This window comes from Streptomyces sp. NPDC054847, from assembly GCF_053610925.1.
In genome coordinates this window covers 1-16,246 of sequence record NZ_JBSGZJ010000131.1, presented here as the reverse complement: position 1 = coordinate 16,246, position 16,246 = coordinate 1, and the positions used below count along the sequence as shown (strand labels likewise).

At 70.7% G+C, this 16,246-nt stretch carries 15 protein-coding genes; 14 read left to right on the top strand and 1 reads right to left on the bottom strand.

What is annotated here, in order from left to right; translation table 11 throughout:
* Window positions 1-245 precede the first annotated feature (245 nt).
* The 14 genes from ACWGH4_RS15935 to ACWGH4_RS15870 all read left to right on the top strand — a co-directional run bounded on the left by ACWGH4_RS15935 (window position 246) and on the right by ACWGH4_RS15870 (window position 15,151).
* On the top strand, window positions 246-1,205 hold the full coding sequence (locus ACWGH4_RS15935) for an ABC transporter ATP-binding protein (protein WP_453460710.1): 960 nt from the start codon (window positions 246-248) through the stop codon (window positions 1,203-1,205).
* Window positions 1,202-1,972, top strand: a complete 771-nt coding sequence (locus ACWGH4_RS15930) for an MlaE family ABC transporter permease (protein WP_159685103.1) — start codon at window positions 1,202-1,204, stop codon at window positions 1,970-1,972. Before ACWGH4_RS15935 ends, ACWGH4_RS15930 begins: the two co-directional genes overlap by 4 nt.
* 3 nt (window positions 1,973-1,975) lie before the next feature.
* On the top strand, window positions 1,976-2,794 hold the full coding sequence (locus tag ACWGH4_RS15925) for an MlaE family ABC transporter permease (protein WP_307709063.1): 819 nt from the start codon (window positions 1,976-1,978) through the stop codon (window positions 2,792-2,794).
* A gap of 6 nt (window positions 2,795-2,800) precedes the next feature.
* Window positions 2,801-4,069, top strand: coding sequence for an MCE family protein (locus tag ACWGH4_RS15920; RefSeq protein WP_453460705.1), 1,269 nt, complete (start codon window positions 2,801-2,803; stop codon window positions 4,067-4,069).
* Complete coding sequence (locus ACWGH4_RS15915) at window positions 4,066-5,103, top strand: MCE family protein (RefSeq protein ID WP_453460702.1); 1,038 nt, start codon at window positions 4,066-4,068, stop codon at window positions 5,101-5,103. Before ACWGH4_RS15920 ends, ACWGH4_RS15915 begins: the two co-directional genes overlap by 4 nt.
* Window positions 5,100-6,101 carry an MCE family protein gene (locus ACWGH4_RS15910; RefSeq protein ID WP_441261430.1) on the top strand — a complete coding sequence of 334 codons (1,002 nt, stop codon included), beginning with the start codon at window positions 5,100-5,102 and terminating at the stop codon, window positions 6,099-6,101. Before ACWGH4_RS15915 ends, ACWGH4_RS15910 begins: the two co-directional genes overlap by 4 nt.
* On the top strand, window positions 6,098-7,255 hold the full coding sequence (locus tag ACWGH4_RS15905; RefSeq protein WP_453460699.1) for an MCE family protein: 1,158 nt from the start codon (window positions 6,098-6,100) through the stop codon (window positions 7,253-7,255). Before ACWGH4_RS15910 ends, ACWGH4_RS15905 begins: the two co-directional genes overlap by 4 nt.
* The gene (locus ACWGH4_RS15900) at window positions 7,252-8,547 is read left to right on the top strand and encodes an MCE family protein (protein WP_453460696.1); all 1,296 of its coding nucleotides are present in this window, start codon (window positions 7,252-7,254) and stop codon (window positions 8,545-8,547) included. Before ACWGH4_RS15905 ends, ACWGH4_RS15900 begins: the two co-directional genes overlap by 4 nt.
* Window positions 8,544-9,815 carry an MCE family protein gene (locus ACWGH4_RS15895; RefSeq protein WP_453460693.1) on the top strand — a complete coding sequence of 424 codons (1,272 nt, stop codon included), beginning with the start codon at window positions 8,544-8,546 and terminating at the stop codon, window positions 9,813-9,815. The genes ACWGH4_RS15900 and ACWGH4_RS15895 overlap by 4 nt, the downstream gene beginning before the upstream one ends.
* Window positions 9,812-10,531, top strand: coding sequence for a hypothetical protein (locus ACWGH4_RS15890; RefSeq protein ID WP_453460690.1), 720 nt, complete (start codon window positions 9,812-9,814; stop codon window positions 10,529-10,531). The genes ACWGH4_RS15895 and ACWGH4_RS15890 overlap by 4 nt, the downstream gene beginning before the upstream one ends.
* Window positions 10,532-10,589: 58 nt before the next feature.
* Entirely contained in the window at window positions 10,590-11,360 is a 771-nt protein-coding gene (locus ACWGH4_RS15885) for a hypothetical protein (RefSeq protein WP_453460687.1), read from the top strand.
* A gap of 202 nt (window positions 11,361-11,562) precedes the next feature.
* Window positions 11,563-12,402 (top strand): TIM barrel protein, encoded by an 840-nt coding sequence (locus ACWGH4_RS15880; RefSeq protein WP_453460684.1) that lies wholly within the window; start codon window positions 11,563-11,565, stop codon window positions 12,400-12,402.
* A gap of 35 nt (window positions 12,403-12,437) precedes the next feature.
* Window positions 12,438-13,352 (top strand): 2-hydroxy-3-oxopropionate reductase, encoded by a 915-nt coding sequence (locus tag ACWGH4_RS15875; RefSeq protein ID WP_453460681.1) that lies wholly within the window; start codon window positions 12,438-12,440, stop codon window positions 13,350-13,352.
* 341 nt (window positions 13,353-13,693) lie between these two features.
* Entirely contained in the window at window positions 13,694-15,151 is a 1,458-nt protein-coding gene (locus ACWGH4_RS15870; RefSeq protein WP_453460678.1) for a catalase, read from the top strand.
* A gap of 490 nt (window positions 15,152-15,641) precedes the next feature.
* Here ACWGH4_RS15870 and ACWGH4_RS15865 read toward each other — a convergent pair whose 3' ends face one another.
* Window positions 15,642-16,220: a YdeI/OmpD-associated family protein gene (locus tag ACWGH4_RS15865; protein WP_453460675.1), complete on the bottom strand. Its 579-nt coding sequence runs from the start codon at window positions 16,218-16,220 to the stop codon at window positions 15,642-15,644.
* Window positions 16,221-16,246: the final 26 nt, after the last annotated feature.

Genomic DNA, 16,246 nt, shown 5'->3' with positions numbered 1-16,246 from the left:
AGCTTGAGGGCACCGCGCGAAGCGCGGTACGGGGTCCGGGGCCTGCCCCGCCACGCGGCGGAGCCGCACATCGGTACAGCGGGAAGGGGCGGGTAGGGGAACACGCACGCCGCAGGCGGCACCCGCCCCCGTCCCGACACCCCCGCGAAACCCCGTCGAAAAAATCTTCGCCCCGTCGCGACGGACGCCCCTCCCCTCCCCGTAGAGCAGTTGTCGGACCGCTCCACGGCTGAAGGGTGTACCGGATGGGTGTCGAGATCTGCGTGGAAGGGCTCACCAAGTCCTTCGGGCGCCAGGTCATCTGGCAGGACGTCTCCCTGACCCTGCCCGCCGGGGAGGTCTCCGTCATGCTGGGGCCCTCCGGGACCGGCAAGTCCGTGTTCCTGAAGACGCTCGTGGGGCTGCTGAAACCCGAGCGCGGGTCCATCCGCATCGCCGGGCAGGACATCACGACGCTGAGGGAGCACGAGCTCTACGAGGTGCGGAAGCTGTTCGGCGTGCTGTTCCAGGACGGCGCGCTGTTCGGTTCGATGAACCTCTACGACAACATCGCCTTCCCGCTGCGCGAGCACACCCGCAAGCCGGAGGGCGAGATCCGCCGGATCGTGCTCGAGAAGATGGACATGGTCGGCCTGATCGGCGCCGAGGACAAACTGCCCGGCGAGATATCCGGCGGTATGCGCAAGCGGGCCGGACTGGCGCGGGCCCTGGTGCTCGACCCGGAGATCATCCTGTTCGACGAGCCGGACTCGGGTCTCGATCCGGTGCGCGTGGCGTATCTCAACCAGCTGATCGTCGATCTCAACGCGCAGATCGACGCCACGTTCCTCATCGTCACCCACGACATCGCCTCGGCCCGCCAGGTCCCCGACAACATCGGGCTGTTGTTCCGCCGCGAGCTGGTGATGTTCGGACCGCGGGAGCAGTTGCTGACCAGCGAAGAGCCCGTGGTGCGGCAGTTCCTCAACGGGCGGATGCAGGGACCGATCGGCATGGCGGAGGAGAAGGACGCCGCCCAGGTCGAGCAGGAGCTCGCGCAGCTCGGTGAGGCGGCGGACGCCGCCGTACCGGGCGTGCTCGAGCTGACACCGCGGCTGCTGCCGACCGAGGGCATCGAACGGCCGCCCCGCTGGGCGGAGATCGCGGACCGTGAGGCGCTGCGGCGGCTGCGGGCGTCGGTGCGCGGAAGGGCGGGCGACGCATGAGCCTGTCGCCCGTCGGGGCGCTGCGGCAGTCGGGCAGCCTGTTCGCCATGGGGCTGGACGTGCTGCGCACGATCCCCAAGCGGCCCTTCCAGGTCAGGGAGTTCATCCAGCAGGCGTGGTTCGTCGCGAGTGTGACGATCCTGCCGACGGCGCTGGTGTCGATCCCGTTCGGAGCGGTGATCGCGTTGCAGATCGGCTCTCTGACGAGGCAGCTGGGCGCGCAGTCGTTCTCGGGCGCCGCGTCGGTCCTCGCGGTGCTGCGGGAGGCGTCGCCGATCGTGACCGCGCTGCTGATCGCGGGCGCGGGCGGCACGGCGATCTGCGCGGATCTCGGAGCGCGGAAGATCCGGGAGGAGATCGACGCGATGCAGGTGCTGGGCATCGACCCGATCCACCGGCTGGTCGTGCCGCGGGTGCTGGCCACGATGCTGGTGGCGGTGCTGCTCAACGGCCTCGTGTCGGTGGTCGGGGTGGCGGGCGGCTACTTCTTCAACGTGGTGCTGCAGAACGGCACCCCTGGCGCCTATCTGGCCTCGTTCACCACGCTCGCCCAGCTTTCCGACCTGTGGGCGGCCGAACTCAAGGCCCTGGTGTTCGGGGCGATCGCGGCGATCGTCGCCTCGTACAAGGGGCTGACAGCGAAGGGCGGCCCCAAGGGCGTCGGCGACGCGGTGAACCAGTCGGTGGTGATCACCTTCATGTTGCTGTTCGTGACGAACTTCGTGATGACCGCCGTGTACTTCCAGATCGTTCCGCAGAGGGGCTGAGCGATGCCGCTGATGAATCGTCTGCTGCCGCCGCAGCTCGAGGAGCTGGGCAGGCAGCTGGTCTTCTACGGCCGTTCGCTGGCCTGGACCGGCCGGACACTGCGCCGCTACAAGAAGGAGATCCTCCGGCTGCTCGCGGAGGTGAGTTTCGGGCGGGGGGCGCTCGCCGTCGTCGGCGGGACCGTCGGGGTGATCGCGTTCCTGTCGTTCTTCACCGGCACCGAGGTCGGCCTCCAGGGCTACGCGGCGCTCAACCAGCTCGGCACGTCGAACTTCGTGGCGTTCCTCTCCGCGTACTTCAACACCCGGGAGATCGCGCCGCTGGTGGCGGGCCTGGCGCTGTCCGCGACGGTCGGCGCCGGGTTCACCGCGCAGCTGGGCGCGATGCGGATCAGCGAGGAGACCGACGCGCTCGAGGTGATGGGCGTCCCGTCGCTGCCGTTCCTGGTGACGACGCGGATGATCGCCGGTTTCGTCGCGGTGATCCCGCTGTACGTGGTGGGGCTGCTGTCCTCGTACTTCGCGGCCCGCACGATCACCACCGGCTACTACGGGCAGTCGGCCGGCACCTACGACCACTACTTCCAGCAGTACCTGCCGCCGGTCGACGTCCTGTGGTCCTTCGGCAAGGTGATCGTCTTCGCCGTCGTGATCATCCTGGTGCACTGCTACTACGGCTACTACGCGAGCGGCGGCCCGGCCGGTGTCGGGGTCGCCGTGGGCCGCGCCGTGCGCACCTCGATCGTGGCGATCAACATTCTCGACTTCTTCCTCAGCCTGGCGATCTGGGGCGCCAACACGACCGTACGGATAGCGGGGTAAGGGCCGATGAGCAGAGAGGGAAGCGCCGCGGCGCACTCCGGCCGGCTGCGGCTGTACGGGCTGGTGTTCGTCGCCGTCATCGCGCTGCTGCTGTCGCTGGCGGTGGCCACGTACCAGCAGGTGTTCACCTCGGTCGTGCGCGTCACGCTGGAGGCGGACTCGCTGGGGAACCAGCTCGATCCGAGGGCCGACGTCAAGCTGCGCGGACTGCTCGTCGGCGAGGTGCGCGAGGTGCGGGCCGACGGGGAGAAGGCGACGCTCGACATCGCGCTGAAGCCGGAGCACGTGTCGCGCATCCCGGCTGATGTGCACGCCCGGCTGCTGCCGAAGACGCTGTTCGGCGAGAAGTTCGTCGACCTGGTGGTGCCGGGCGGCTCCTCGGGCCGGCACATCCGGGCCGGGGACGTCATCACCCAGGACCGCACCCGGGCGGGCATCGAGGTGCAGCATCTGATGAACGACCTGCTGCCGCTGCTGCGCACCGTGCGGCCCGCGGATCTCAACGCCACGCTGCACGCGTTCTCCACCGCGCTGGAGGGGCGTGGCGATCGCATCGGCGACAACCTCGTACGGCTGGAGCGCTATCTGCGTGAGCTCAACCCCCATATGCCCTCCCTCCAGGAGGACATCTCCCGCTTCGCCGATGTCGCCGAGGTCTACGGCGACGCGGCGCCGGACCTGATGAACATCCTGCGCGACTCCGTCACCACGAGCCGCACCATCGTGGAGAAGCGCGAGCAGCTGGCCGCAGCCCTGACGGGAACGGCGAAGGTCGCCGGCACGGCGGAGAAGTTCTTCGACGACAACGGCGAGCGGCTGATCACCCTGGGCCGTGTCTCCCGCCCGACGCTCGACCTGTTCGCCCGCTACTCGCCCGAGTACCCGTGCCTGCTGGAAGGCCTCGAGCGCCAGAGCAGGGAGTCGGAGAAGGCGTTCGCGGGCGGCGAGATGCGCATCACCCTCGAATTCGTCCATCCGCGACCCGCGTACCGACCCGGTGAGGAACCGCGCTATGCCGAGCGCTCCGGCCCGAACTGCCGAGGCATCCCTGGCCCTTCCGTGCCGGCGGGGCACACCAAGCTCGACGACGGTACGAAGGACGTCGCTGCCGGCGGTCCGCCAGGAGCCGGCCCGGTCTCCGCGACGGCGGCCGAGCAGCGGGCCGTGGGCTCGCTGGTCGCGCCGGTCCTGGGGGTGCCCGCCGACCGGGTTCCCGCGGTGGCGACGCTGCTGTTCGGGCCCATGGCACGCGGGACGGCGGTGAGTGTGGCATGAAGGCGTCACGAGCGACCGCGACCGCGGCACCGTTGGTCAAGTTCCTTCTCTTCGCCGCGGTGACGGTCCTGGCGACGACGCTGCTCGCGGCGACGATCGTCAACATCTCCTTCGCCCCGCAGCACACCTACCGTGCCGTGTTCAGCGATGTCACCAGCCTCGAGGAGGGCGACGACATCCGCGTCGCCGGAGTGCGCGTCGGCGAGGTCGAGGCCATCCGCATCAAGGACCGCACGCTGGCGGAGGTGACGTTCACCGTCACCCGCGACCGGCCGCTGCTGACCAGCACGGGAGCGGTCATCCGCTACCGGAGCCTGGTCGGACAGCGCTACGTCGCCCTGACGGAGGGCGCGGGCGACGGCACCCGGCTGAAGCCCGGCGCCACGATCCCGCTGGCCCGGACCCAGCCGGCGCTCGACCTGAACGCCCTGCTCGGCGGCTTCAAGCCGCTGTTCGCCGCGCTCAGCCCGAAAGACGTCAACCAGCTCGCCACCGAGATCATCAAGACGTTGCAGGGCGAGGGGGGAACGGTCGACAGCCTCCTCGCGCACACCGCGTCCCTGACCACGACCCTCGCCGACCGGGACGAGCTGATCGGGTCGGTGATCGACAACCTCAACACCATGCTCCGGACCCTGGACAAGCGAGGCGCCCGGTTCTCCGGACTGCTCAAGCAGCTCCAGCGGCTGATCTCCGGCCTGTCCGCCGACCGCAAACCGATCGGCTCCTCGCTGGAGAACATCGGCGCGCTGACCGAGGCGACCTCCGGTCTGCTCGAGGACGCACGGCCGCCGCTGCGGGGCGACATCGCCGAGCTGAGGGATCTGACCAAGACGCTGAACGACAACGAGAAGACCGTGGAGGGCGTGCTGAAGCGGCTGCCGAACAAGCTCGACAAGCTGACGGGGACCGCCTCTTACGGTTCCTGGTTCAACTTCTACCTCTGTGACTTCGACGGCCGGATCGTGCTGCCGAAGACCCGAGAGGTGATCACTCCGGAGCTGCACGTGGCGCGGGCGAGGTGCGGCGGATGAAGATACGTCTCCTTCCCCGCACACCGTTCCGTGACCGCAACCCGGTCGTGATCGGCGCGGTCGGCATCACCACCCTCGCGCTGCTGACGACCGCCGCGTTCAACGCCGACAGCCTGCCGGTGATCGGCAACGGCGAGACGTACAGCGCGGCCTTCTCGGAGGCCGGCGGCCTCAAGCCGGGTGACGAGGTGCGCATCGCCGGGGTCAAGGTCGGCAAGGTCGACGCGGTCGACCTCGACGGCGACCATGTGAAGGTCACCTTCAAGATCAAGGGCGAGCCGGAGTTCGGCACGAGGACCGGCGCCGCCATCCGGATCAAGACGATCCTGGGCGCGAAGTACCTTGCCCTCCAGCCGAAGGGGTCGGGACAGCTGCGGCCCGGCAGCGAGATCCCGCTGGAGCGCACCACCCCGGCCTACGACGTCGTCCAGGCCTTCAGCGATCTGACGACGACCAGCGAAAAGGTCGACACGGAGCAGTTGGCGAAGGCTCTGGACACCATCTCGACGACCTTCGAGGACTCGCCCGAAGAGGTACGCGCCTCCATCAAGGGCCTGTCGAGGATCTCGAAGACGGTGGCCTCGCGTGACGAGGACCTGCGCGAGCTGCTGAAGCACGCCGACTCGGTCACCAAGATCCTCTCCGAACGGTCCGGTGAGTTCACCACCCTGGTCAAGGACGGCGACGCGCTGTTCAAGGAGATCACACGGCGCCGGGCGGCGATCCACGCGCTGCTCAAGAGCTCCGCCGCACTCGGCATCCAGCTCTCCGGCCTGGTCGCGGACAACGAGAAGGAGATCGGCCCGGCGCTGAGCGGGCTGAACCAGGTGGTGCGGATGCTGGAGCGCAACCAGGCGAGCCTCGACCGCAGCGTCGCGCTGCTCGCCCCGTACGTGCGGGTCTTCACCAACACCCTCGGCAACGGCCGCTGGTTCGACAGCTACATCCAGAACATGGTCGCCGCTCCGGTGGTCCCCCGGACAGGAGGCTCGCGATGAAGGGCCGTATCCGCTTCGATCCGAAGGGCCGTACGGCCCGGCTGACGGCCGCCGCCGCCGTCGCGGCGCTGCTGGTCTGCGCCGCGGTCGTGCTGTGGCCGCGCGAGGAACCGGTCCGCGTCACCGCGTACTTCCCGCGCACCGTGGGCATCTACCCGGGCTCCGACGTGCGGGTGCTCGGCGTACGCGTCGGTAAGGTCACCGAGATCGTTCCCGAGGGCGGCCGGGTGCGCGTGGAGCTCGAGTACGAGCCCGGGCGCAAGATCCCCGCCGACGCCCAGGCCGCCATCATCAACTCCTCGGTGGTCAGCGACCGTTACGTGCAGATGCTGCCGGTGTACCGGGGCGGGCCCGTGATGCGCGACGGCGCGGTGATCCCTCAGAGCCGCACGGCCGTGCCGGTGGAGCTGGACCGGGTCTTCGACAGCCTGCACACGACGGCCGAGGCGCTCGGTCCGAAGGGCGCCAACGAGGACGGCTCGCTCGCGCGGCTGCTGGGGGTGAGCGCCGCCAATCTCGACGGCCAGGGCGAACAGATGCACCGGACGGTGGAGGACCTGTCCCTCGCCGTCACCACGCTGTCGGACGGCCGGGACGACCTGTTCGGGACCGTACGCAATCTTCAGGTGTTCACCGCGGCGCTCGCCGCCGACGACAAGAGCGTGCGGTCGTTCAACGACAGTCTCGCCGCGGTCGCCGATCAGCTCGCCGGGGAGCGCAAGGACCTCGCGGCGGCCCTCAGGCATCTGGGGGCGGCGCTCGGCGACGTCTCCAGGTTCGTGAAGAACAACAAGAAGGCGCTGACCGAGGACGTGAAGGGACTCAGCAAGGTCACCAAGGTGCTGGTGACCCAACGGGCGGCGCTGGCGGAGCTGCTGGAGGTCGCGCCCACCGGCCTGTCCAACCTCCAGAACGCCTACAACCCGTCGTCAGGCACCCTCGACACCCGCAACAACCCCGACCATCCGCAGGATCCGGCGGCGCTGTTGTGCTCGCTGCTGAGGACGACGGGCGATGCCGGGGGCAAGAACCCCGACTGCGCGGAGCTGGACGAGCTGTTCGACTCGCTGCCCGAGGTGCCGCACGCCGGCGCGGTGCCGGGCTCCGGCCAGGTCGACCGGACGCTCGGCGGAATCCTGGAGGCACGCGCATGAGTGCACCCCGCAGGCACCGGGCCGTGGCCCTGGCCACCGCCATGGGCTCCGTACTGCTCACCGGCTGCGACTTCAACGGCCTGTACGACGTGGACCTGCCCGGCGGCGCCGCCGCCGACGGCAACGCCTACCACGTGACGGCGGACTTCAGGGACGTCCTGGACCTGGTCCCGCAGTCGGCGGTGAAGGTCAACAACGTCACCGTGGGCGCGGTCGAGAAGGTGGAACTGGTCGGCTGGCACGCCCGGGTACGCCTGCGTATCGCGGACGACGTGAAGCTGCCCGGCAACGCCGTCGCCGAGCTGCGGCAGACCAGCATGCTCGGCGAGAAGTACGTGGCCCTGTCCCCGCCGGTCGGCATCGAGGCCAGTGGGCGGCTCACCGACGGTGCGCGCATCCCGCTGTCGCGCACCGGACGCAACCCGGAGATCGAGGAGGTGCTCTCCGCCCTTTCCGCGCTGCTGAACGGCGGCGGCGTGGCGCAACTCAAGACGATTACTGTGGAGTTGAACAAGGCGCTGGAGGGCCGGGAGAACCGGGTCAAGGACCTGCTCGGCGAGCTGGACACGTTCATCGGCGGGCTCGACAAGCAGCGCAAGGAGATCGTCCGGGCGCTCAAGGGCATCGACCGGCTGGCGAAGCGGCTGGCCGCCGAGAAGAAGACGATCGCGCAGGCCGTGGACACGGTGCCCGGCGCGCTGAAGGTCCTGGCCGACCAGCGCAGCGACCTGACGGCGATGCTGACCTCGCTCTCCGAGCTGGGGAAGACGGGCACCAAGGTGATCAACACCTCCCGCGCGGACACGGTGGCCAACCTCAGGAGCCTCCAGCCGATCCTGCAGCAGCTGAACAAGGCCGGCAGCGATCTCCCCAACTCGCTGGAACTCCTGACGACCTATCCGTTCCCCCGGAACGTGACCGGCGCCATCAAGGGCGACTACGTCAACCTCAAGATCACCGCGGACCTGGACCTCGCGAGCGTCTACGGCAACCTCGCGGAGGAACCCCCGGGCCCGGGCGGTCCGGGGACACCGGAGCCGCCGCAGGTTCCCGGGACGCCCGACCTGCCCGAGGTGCCCGGCCTGCCGCAAGCGCCCCTGCCGACGGCGCCACCCGAGGTTCCCGGCGCACCGACGCCGGGCGCACCGCCGCCCCCCGGCGGCGACGGGCCGCTGTGTCCGCCGGTGTGCACCGGCAGCCAGGTCGCCCACCGGGACGGCGACGGACGGCGGCTGCCCGCGGGGATCGACCTGGCCCTGGCCGAACTGATGCTGAAGGGGATGCAGCCGTGATCACACGTACGGTCAGGGCCCAGCTGGTCGCCTTCGCCGCGGTCACCGCGGTGGGGTGCTCGTACGTCGGCGCCCGCTACACCGGCCTGGTGGACAGCGTGCTGGACCGCGGCTACACCGTGCGGGCCGACTTCGCCGACTCCGGTGGCATCTTCCAGGGCGCCGAGGTCACCTACCGGGGCGTTCCGGTGGGCCGGGTCGGGGAGCTGCGGCTCGCCGGCACGGACGGTGTCTCCGTGGCGCTGGACATCGAGGACGGGACCCGGATACCGGCAAACACGCTGGCCGTGGTGGCGAACCGTTCCGCGGTCGGCGAGCAGTACGTCGACCTCCAGCCGCGCCGCTCCGGCGGCCCGTATCTGGACGAGGGCAGCGAGATCCCGCGCGCCGACACCAGGGTCCCGCTGCCCACGACGGCGCTCGTCCTCAGCCTGGACCGGCTGGTCAACTCGGTCGGCAAGGACGATCTGCGGGTCACGGTCGACGAACTCGGCAAGGCGTTCGCCGGCACCGGGCCGCATCTGAGCAGGCTGGTCGACTCCGGGAACCTGCTGGTGGAGTCGGCCTCCGAGAACCTTCCGGAGACGACTTCGCTCATCGAGGACTCACGGGTGGTGCTGAAGACCCAGAGCGACAAGGGGTCGGCCATCAAGTCGTTCTCCCGCGACCTGGCCGCGCTGACCGCGGAACTCAAGGCACGCGACGGCGATCTGCGGCGGCTGGTCGGCAACACCGCCCCGGCGGCGCAGGAGGTCGACTCGCTGCTGAAGTCCAACGAGACGCATCTGCCGGTGCTGCTCTCCAACCTGATCAGCGGCGGCCAGGTCACGGTGGCGCGCCTGCCCGGTGTGGAGCAGGCGCTGGTGACGTTCCCGGTGATCGTCGCCGGCAGCTACACCGTGATCCCCGGTGACGGCACCACCCACTTCGGCATGGTCGTGAACGCCGACGACCCGCCGCCGTGCCGCCAGGGGTACGGCACACAGCGGCGCGACCCGGCGGACACCTCTCAGCGGCCCGCCGACACCGGGGCGCGCTGCACCGAGCCGCGCGGCAGCGGCACGTCCGTGCGCGGCGCGCAGAACGCGCCGGGCCCTTCGCGGTCCGGCGGCGCGCGGCAGGCGGCGCACGTCACCCCGTACGACCCGGAGACCGGCACCCTCGCCGGGCCGGGCGGCACGCTCCTCGAGATCGGCTCGACGGGCGGAGAACAGAGCACGTTCGGAAAGGACTCGTGGCAATGGCTGCTCGTGGGACCGATGGCATGAGCGCGGACGACGCCCGCGAGGACACCGCGCCCGTGGACGCGGCACGCGACGACGGCGCGGCGGAGGACGCCGCCGGCAAGGGCAGCGCGCCGAAGGGCGCGGCGTCCGAGGGCACGCCCGAGACGAGCGCCCCCGGGGACACCGCGGGCGAGCACGACACCCCCGAAGGGGGGACGCGGCGGCCCGGACTCGTGGCGGCGCTGCGGCGGATCGGCGGCAGGACGGCAGCGGCCGCGCGGCGCGGCAGGGCGCTGCCGGCCACGCTCGCCGTGGCGACCGTAGCGGTCACGGCCCTCAGCGGCTGGCTGTGCGTCGAGGTGTACGAGCAGCGCGCGCAGGCGCAGCGGCACCAGGACATCCTGGCCGCCGCCCGCCAGTCGGCGCTGAACTTCACGTCGCTGGACTACCGGCACTACGAGCGGGACAGCACGAACGTCCTGAAGGGCGCGACGGGCGACTTCAAGGAGCAGTTCGCCGCGCAGACAGGCGAGTTGACCAAGCTGGTCGCCGCCAACAGGTCCGTCTCGGAGGGGCAGGTGCTCGAGGCGGGCATAGCGCGGGCCGACGAGCGCTCGGCGCGGGTGCTGGTCGTCGCCGACAGCAAGGTGACGAACAAGGCCGCGCCGGAGGGGCAGTCCCGTACCTACCGGCTGCAACTCGATCTCGTGCTCGAGAAGGGCCGCTGGCTGACGTCCGATGTCGAGTTCGTCGGCTGACCCGGCGGGCGGCACACCCGAGCGCACACCCGTATCACCAGCAGTGAGGAGCAAGACCGTGGCGAACCCGACCATCCGGGGCCGTGGCTCCACCTCTCCCGGCCGTCGTGCCATGTCGGCGGCCGCGCGTGCAGCCGCCAAGCGGTCGGACCGGGTCCGGCCGGGCCCGGGCGGTTCCCCCGTGCTCGATACGCCGCGCGCCCCGGCTCCCCGGCGGCTCGAGGCCCCCGACGACGCGTCGCAGGCCCGCCGGGACGAGAACCAGCACGTGGGGCCTGTCGTACTGGCGGAGGAGGCCGCGCTCCTGCCCGAGCGTCGCCGACGCCGGCGGCGGGCGCGGCTCTGCGCCCTGCTGGCCGTCCTGGTGGTCCTCGGGCTGACCGCGGTGGGCGTGCTGGGGTGGGAGTACGCCGAGGGGCGGCGTACCGACGCGGCCCGGACCGAGGCGGTCGCGGCGGCTCGGAAGGCGGCGCCGGTGGTGCTGTCGTACGACCACCGCAGGCTGGAGGCGGACTTCGCCGCGGCGCGCGGCCATCTGACCGGCGCCTTCGAGGAGGAGTACGGCAGGACCACGAGCAAGGTGGTCGGCCCCACCGCGAAGAAGTACCGCGGGGTCGTCAAGGCGAGCGTGGCCGCGCCCGCGGACGGCGGCGCGCCCGCCGCTTCGGTGGTGTCCGTGTCGCCCGACCGGGCCGTGGTGCTGCTGTTCGTCAACCAGGTCACCACCAGCACGCAGGTCACCGGTTCGCGGGTCGACCTGAACCGGGTCCGGATGACCATGACCCGTACGTCCGGCGGCTGGAAGGTGAGTGCCGTCGACGCGCTCTGAGGACCATCCCCAGGACGCGGGGGGACGCCCCCGACCCCCCGCACGCCTCCCGAGCAGGGACGGAAGAAGGCCTGACCCGCCTTCCTCCGGCCCGCTCGGGAGGCGCTTTTTTGTGGTCGCTCTTGACAGCCGTCACCTCGCCCGGAGATTATTCCGTCAGACAGAAAGAGACTTCCGCAATACGGAAGGGGCGCACAACCCCATGGGATACAGCGACCACCGCTACGACGTGAACCTCTCGATCCTCTTCACGGAACTCCCGCTGCTGGAGCGCCCGGCGGCCGCCGCCGCGGCCGGCTTCACCGCGGTCGAGCTGTGGTGGCCGTGGATCGAGACCCCCACCCCGCCGCAGGCCGAACTCGACGCCTTGAAGAAGGCACTCGACGACGCCGGCACCCAGCTGGTGGGACTGAACTTCTACGCCGGGCAGCTGCCCGGCCCCGACCGCGGCGCGCTCTCCGTGCCCGGCGACGAGTCCGACCGCTTCCGCGCCAACATCGAGGTGGCGGCCGACTTCGCGGCGTCCGTGGGCTGCAAGGCCCTCAACGCCCTCTACGGCAACCGCGTCGACGGCGCCGACCCGCAGGTCCAGGACGCCCTCGCCCTGGAGAACCTGGTGCTCGCCGCCCGCGCCGCCGACCGCGTCGGGGCGATCCTGCTGGTCGAGACGCTCAACAAGCCCGAGTCGCCGCTGTACCCGCTGGTCAGCGCCCCGGCGGCGATCGAGGTGATCGACAAGGTCAACGCCGCGACCGGTCTCGGCAACGCCAAGTTCCTCCTGGACATCTACCACCTGTCCATGAACGGCGAGGACGTCGCCCGGGTCATCGACGACTACGCCGAGAAGACCGGCCACGTCCAGATCGCCGACAACCCGGGTCGCGGCGCCCCCGGCACCGGCTCGCTCCCGCTGGAGCAGCTCCTCGACGGCCTCAAGAAGGCCGGCTACGAGGGCTGGGTCGGCCTCGAGTACAAGGCCGGCGACCGCCCGAGCGCCGAGTCCTTCGACTGGCTGCCGGCCGGGGCGCGCGCCGCCCGCTGACTTCCCTTGCACGCTTTTTCAGAGAGGTACCCCCGATGAGCACCCTCACAGATTCCTCCCGATCCACCCGCCCGACGATCGCATGGATCGGACTCGGCATCATGGGCTCCCCCATGTCCGAGAACCTGCTGAAGGCGGGCTACTCCGTCACCGGCTACACCCTCGAGCAGGACAAGCTGGATCGCCTCGCGGCGGCGGGCGGCACGGCCGCCGGCTCGATCGCCGAGGCCGTCAAGGACGCCGACGTCGTCATCACGATGGTCCCGGCCTCCCCGCAGGTCGAGGCCATCGCCTACGGCCCCGACGGCATCCTCGAGAACGCGCGCCAGGGTGCGCTGCTGATCGACATGTCCTCGATCACCCCGCAGACCTCCGTCGACCTGGCGAAGAACGCGGCCGACAAGGGCATCCGCGTCCTCGACGCCCCCGTCTCCGGCGGCGAGGCCGGCGCGATCGAGGCCGTACTCTCGATCATGGTCGGCGGCGAGCAGGCCGACTTCGACACCGCCAGGCCGATCCTGGAAGCGCTCGGCAAGACCATCGTGCTCTGTGGTCCGCACGGCTCCGGCCAGACGGTGAAGGCCGCCAACCAGCTGATCGTCGCCGTCAACATCCAGGCGTGCGCGGAGGCCGTGGTCTTCCTGGAGAAGTCCGGCGTCAACCTCTCGGCGGCGCTCGACGTCCTTAACGGCGGCCTGGCCGGCTCGACCGTCCTGACCCGCAAGAAGGACAACTTCCTGAACCGGGACTTCAAGCCGGGCTTCCGGATCGACCTGCACCACAAGGACATGGGCATCGTCACCGACGCCGCCCGCAACGTCGGCGCGGCGCTGCCCGTCGGCGCGGTCGTGGCCCAGCTTGTCGCGTCGCTGCGCGCCCAGGGCGACGGCGGCCTGGACCACTCGGCCCTGCTGCGCGCGGTGGAGCGCCTCTCGGGCTCGCAGGCCTGACCCCCGCCCGCGCCCGGCCGACCCCGGGGGTGACGGCCGGCCCATGACGGGCCAACCCCGGGCGGCGGCCCACCCCGTGATCAGCCCCCACCGGACAGCGACCGTCCAGGGCCCCTGCCCAGGCTGAGCACGACCGGGTTCACAGGAGGCCCCTGCCCAGGCTGACCACGACCCCACAAACTTCCGGTCGGTGTCGGCGCTGACACCTGTCCTGTCGCGCCCAGGCGTCGGCACCGACCGGAACCTCTCCCTTCGTTTTCAACAAACTGTTGACGTTTCGTTCGGCTCGTATTTACGCTCCTCGAACCGTCCCCAGTGCAGCTCCCGTACGGAAGGTCACGATGTCGAAGCGCGTGCTTACGACCGAGTCCGGCGCCCCCGTCGCCGACAACCAGAACTCCGCCACCGCCGGCGTCGGTGGCCCCATCCTCCTTCAGGACCAGCACCTGTTGGAGAAGCTCGCGCGCTTCAACCGTGAGCGCATCCCGGAGCGCGTGGTGCACGCCCGCGGCTCCGGCGCGTACGGGTACTTCGAGGTGACCGACGACGTCACCGGCTACACGAAGGCGGACTTCCTCTCCCAGGTCGGCAAGCGCACGGAGACGTTCCTGCGCTTCTCCACCGTCGCCGACTCCCTCGGCGGTGCGGACGCGGTCCGTGACCCCCGCGGCTTCGCCGTGAAGTTCTACACCGAAGAGGGCAACTACGACCTCGTCGGCAACAACACCCCGGTGTTCTTCATCAAGGACCCGATCAAGTTCCCCGACTTCATCCACTCCCAGAAGCGTGACCCGTTCACGGGCCGTCAGGAGCCGGACAACGTATGGGACTTCTGGGCGCACGCCCCCGAGGCGACGCACCAGGTGACCTGGCTGATGGGCGACCGTGGCATCCCCGCCTCGTACCGCCACATGAACGGCTACGGCTCCCACACCTACCAGTGGACCAACGAGGCGGGCGAGGCCTTCTTCGTGAAGTACCACTTCAAGACCAACCAGGGCGTGCGCTCGCTCTCCTCCGAGCAGGCCGCGGAACTGGTCGGCAAGGACGCCAACTCGCACCAGACGGACCTGCTCCAGGCCATCGAGCGCGGGGTGAATCCGTCCTGGACGCTGTACGTGCAGGTCATGCCTGCGGCGGAGGCGGCCGACTACCGCTTCAACCCGTTCGACCTCACCAAGGTGTGGCCGCACGCCGACTACCCGTTGCAGCGGGTCGGCCGTCTGGTCCTCGACCGCAACCCGGACAACGTCTTCGCGGAGGTCGAGCAGGCCGCGTTCTCTCCGAACAACTTCGTTCCCGGTATCGGCCCTTCGCCGGACAAGATGCTCCAGGGCCGGCTGTTCGCCTACGCCGACGCCCACCGCTACCGCCTCGGTGTCAACCACACCCAGCTGCCGGTGAACGCGCCGAAGGCGACGGTCGCGGACAACTACGGCCGTGACGGCCTCATGGCGACCCGCAACGGCTCGCGCCACGACAAGAACTACGAGCCCAACTCCTACTCCGGGCCCGCCCAGACGGACGCGGCGCTCTCCGCCCCGCTCGCCGTCCACGGCTGGACGGGCACCCACGAGGCGCCCGCGCACACCAAGGACGACGACTTCTTCCAGGCGGGCGAGCTGTACCGGCTGATGTCCGAGGAGGAGAAGGGCCGGCTCGTGGCCAACATCGCGGGCGGCCTCTCCCAGGTCACGCGCGACGACGTCATCGAGAAGAACCTGGCCCACTTCCACGCCGCCGACCCCGAGTACGGCAAGCGCGTGGAGGAGGCGGTCCGCGCCCTGCGCGAGGACTGACAGCGAGACCCGCGCCCAGGGACCGACGGGAGGTCGGCCCCGGGCGTGAGCCCGCGGCACGGACCCGGATGAGGGGTGGTGCGTGCAGCGGGCTGAAGCGAGGACCGCGGCGGCGTGCGATGCCAGTGCGGTGGTGAAGGCTCCCGGACCCGTTCTGACCTGAAGAACGTTCTCCGCGGCAGCCGATCGCCCCGCCGCGGTCCCCTCTTCACCCTCCAGCAGGACCCCGCCCGCGGCGCGGACGACCGATCCTTCACGCCGCATCGCGGCTTCGCCGCTTCGGGCGGCGACCCAAGACCCCGCCCGGCGGCGCGAACGTCCTGTCGCGCCAGCCTCGCACCGTCGGGCGGCATCAACTTCACAGACAGGGTGCACGGTCCGGTACGGTCCCGTGCCGCGCGCCCGAGATCAGGGTCCGGCCATCGCACAGCGGCCGGGCCCTGGTCCGCGTTCCGGTAGCGCAGCGGGCTGTCCGAGGCCGCACGGCGGGTCAGCGCACCGGGCCACCGGAGGCCAGCGCGGCGAGCGTCCGCTCCAAGCGGGCCTTGCGGGTGCGGTCCGTCCGGGCCTTCAGCAGGCCGAGGACGATCTGGTACCGCTCCGTCCTGCCGAGGCTCTCGAACGCCTCCCGCGCCCGCGGGTCGTCCCGAAGGGCGGCCGTCAGGTCCGGTGGCACCTCGGCGTCGCGCTGCGACGCGTACGCGGCCTCCCAGCGGCCGTCCGCCTCGGCGGCGGCGACCTCCGCGAGTCCCGCCTCGCGCATCCGGCCCGCGGCCTTCAGCTCCTCGACGCGTTTGACGTTCACCTGCGACCACGTGCTGCGCGGCCGGCGGGGGGTGATCTTCTGGAGGTAGCGGACGTCGTCGCGGGAGCGTCGCAGGCCCGTGATCCAGCCGTAGCAGAGCGCCGCGTCGTTGACGTCGCCCGCGCTCGGCGAGGGCACCCCGGACCCCTTCTTCGCCAGTTCGACCCACAGCCCCGGCGCGGTCCCGTGGTGCTCCTCGAGCCATGCCTCGAGCTCCGGCAGGCCGGCGAAGGCGAGCAGCGGCAGTCCGTCCAGCGTTTCCATGCGCTCACGCTAGCGCGGGCACATGC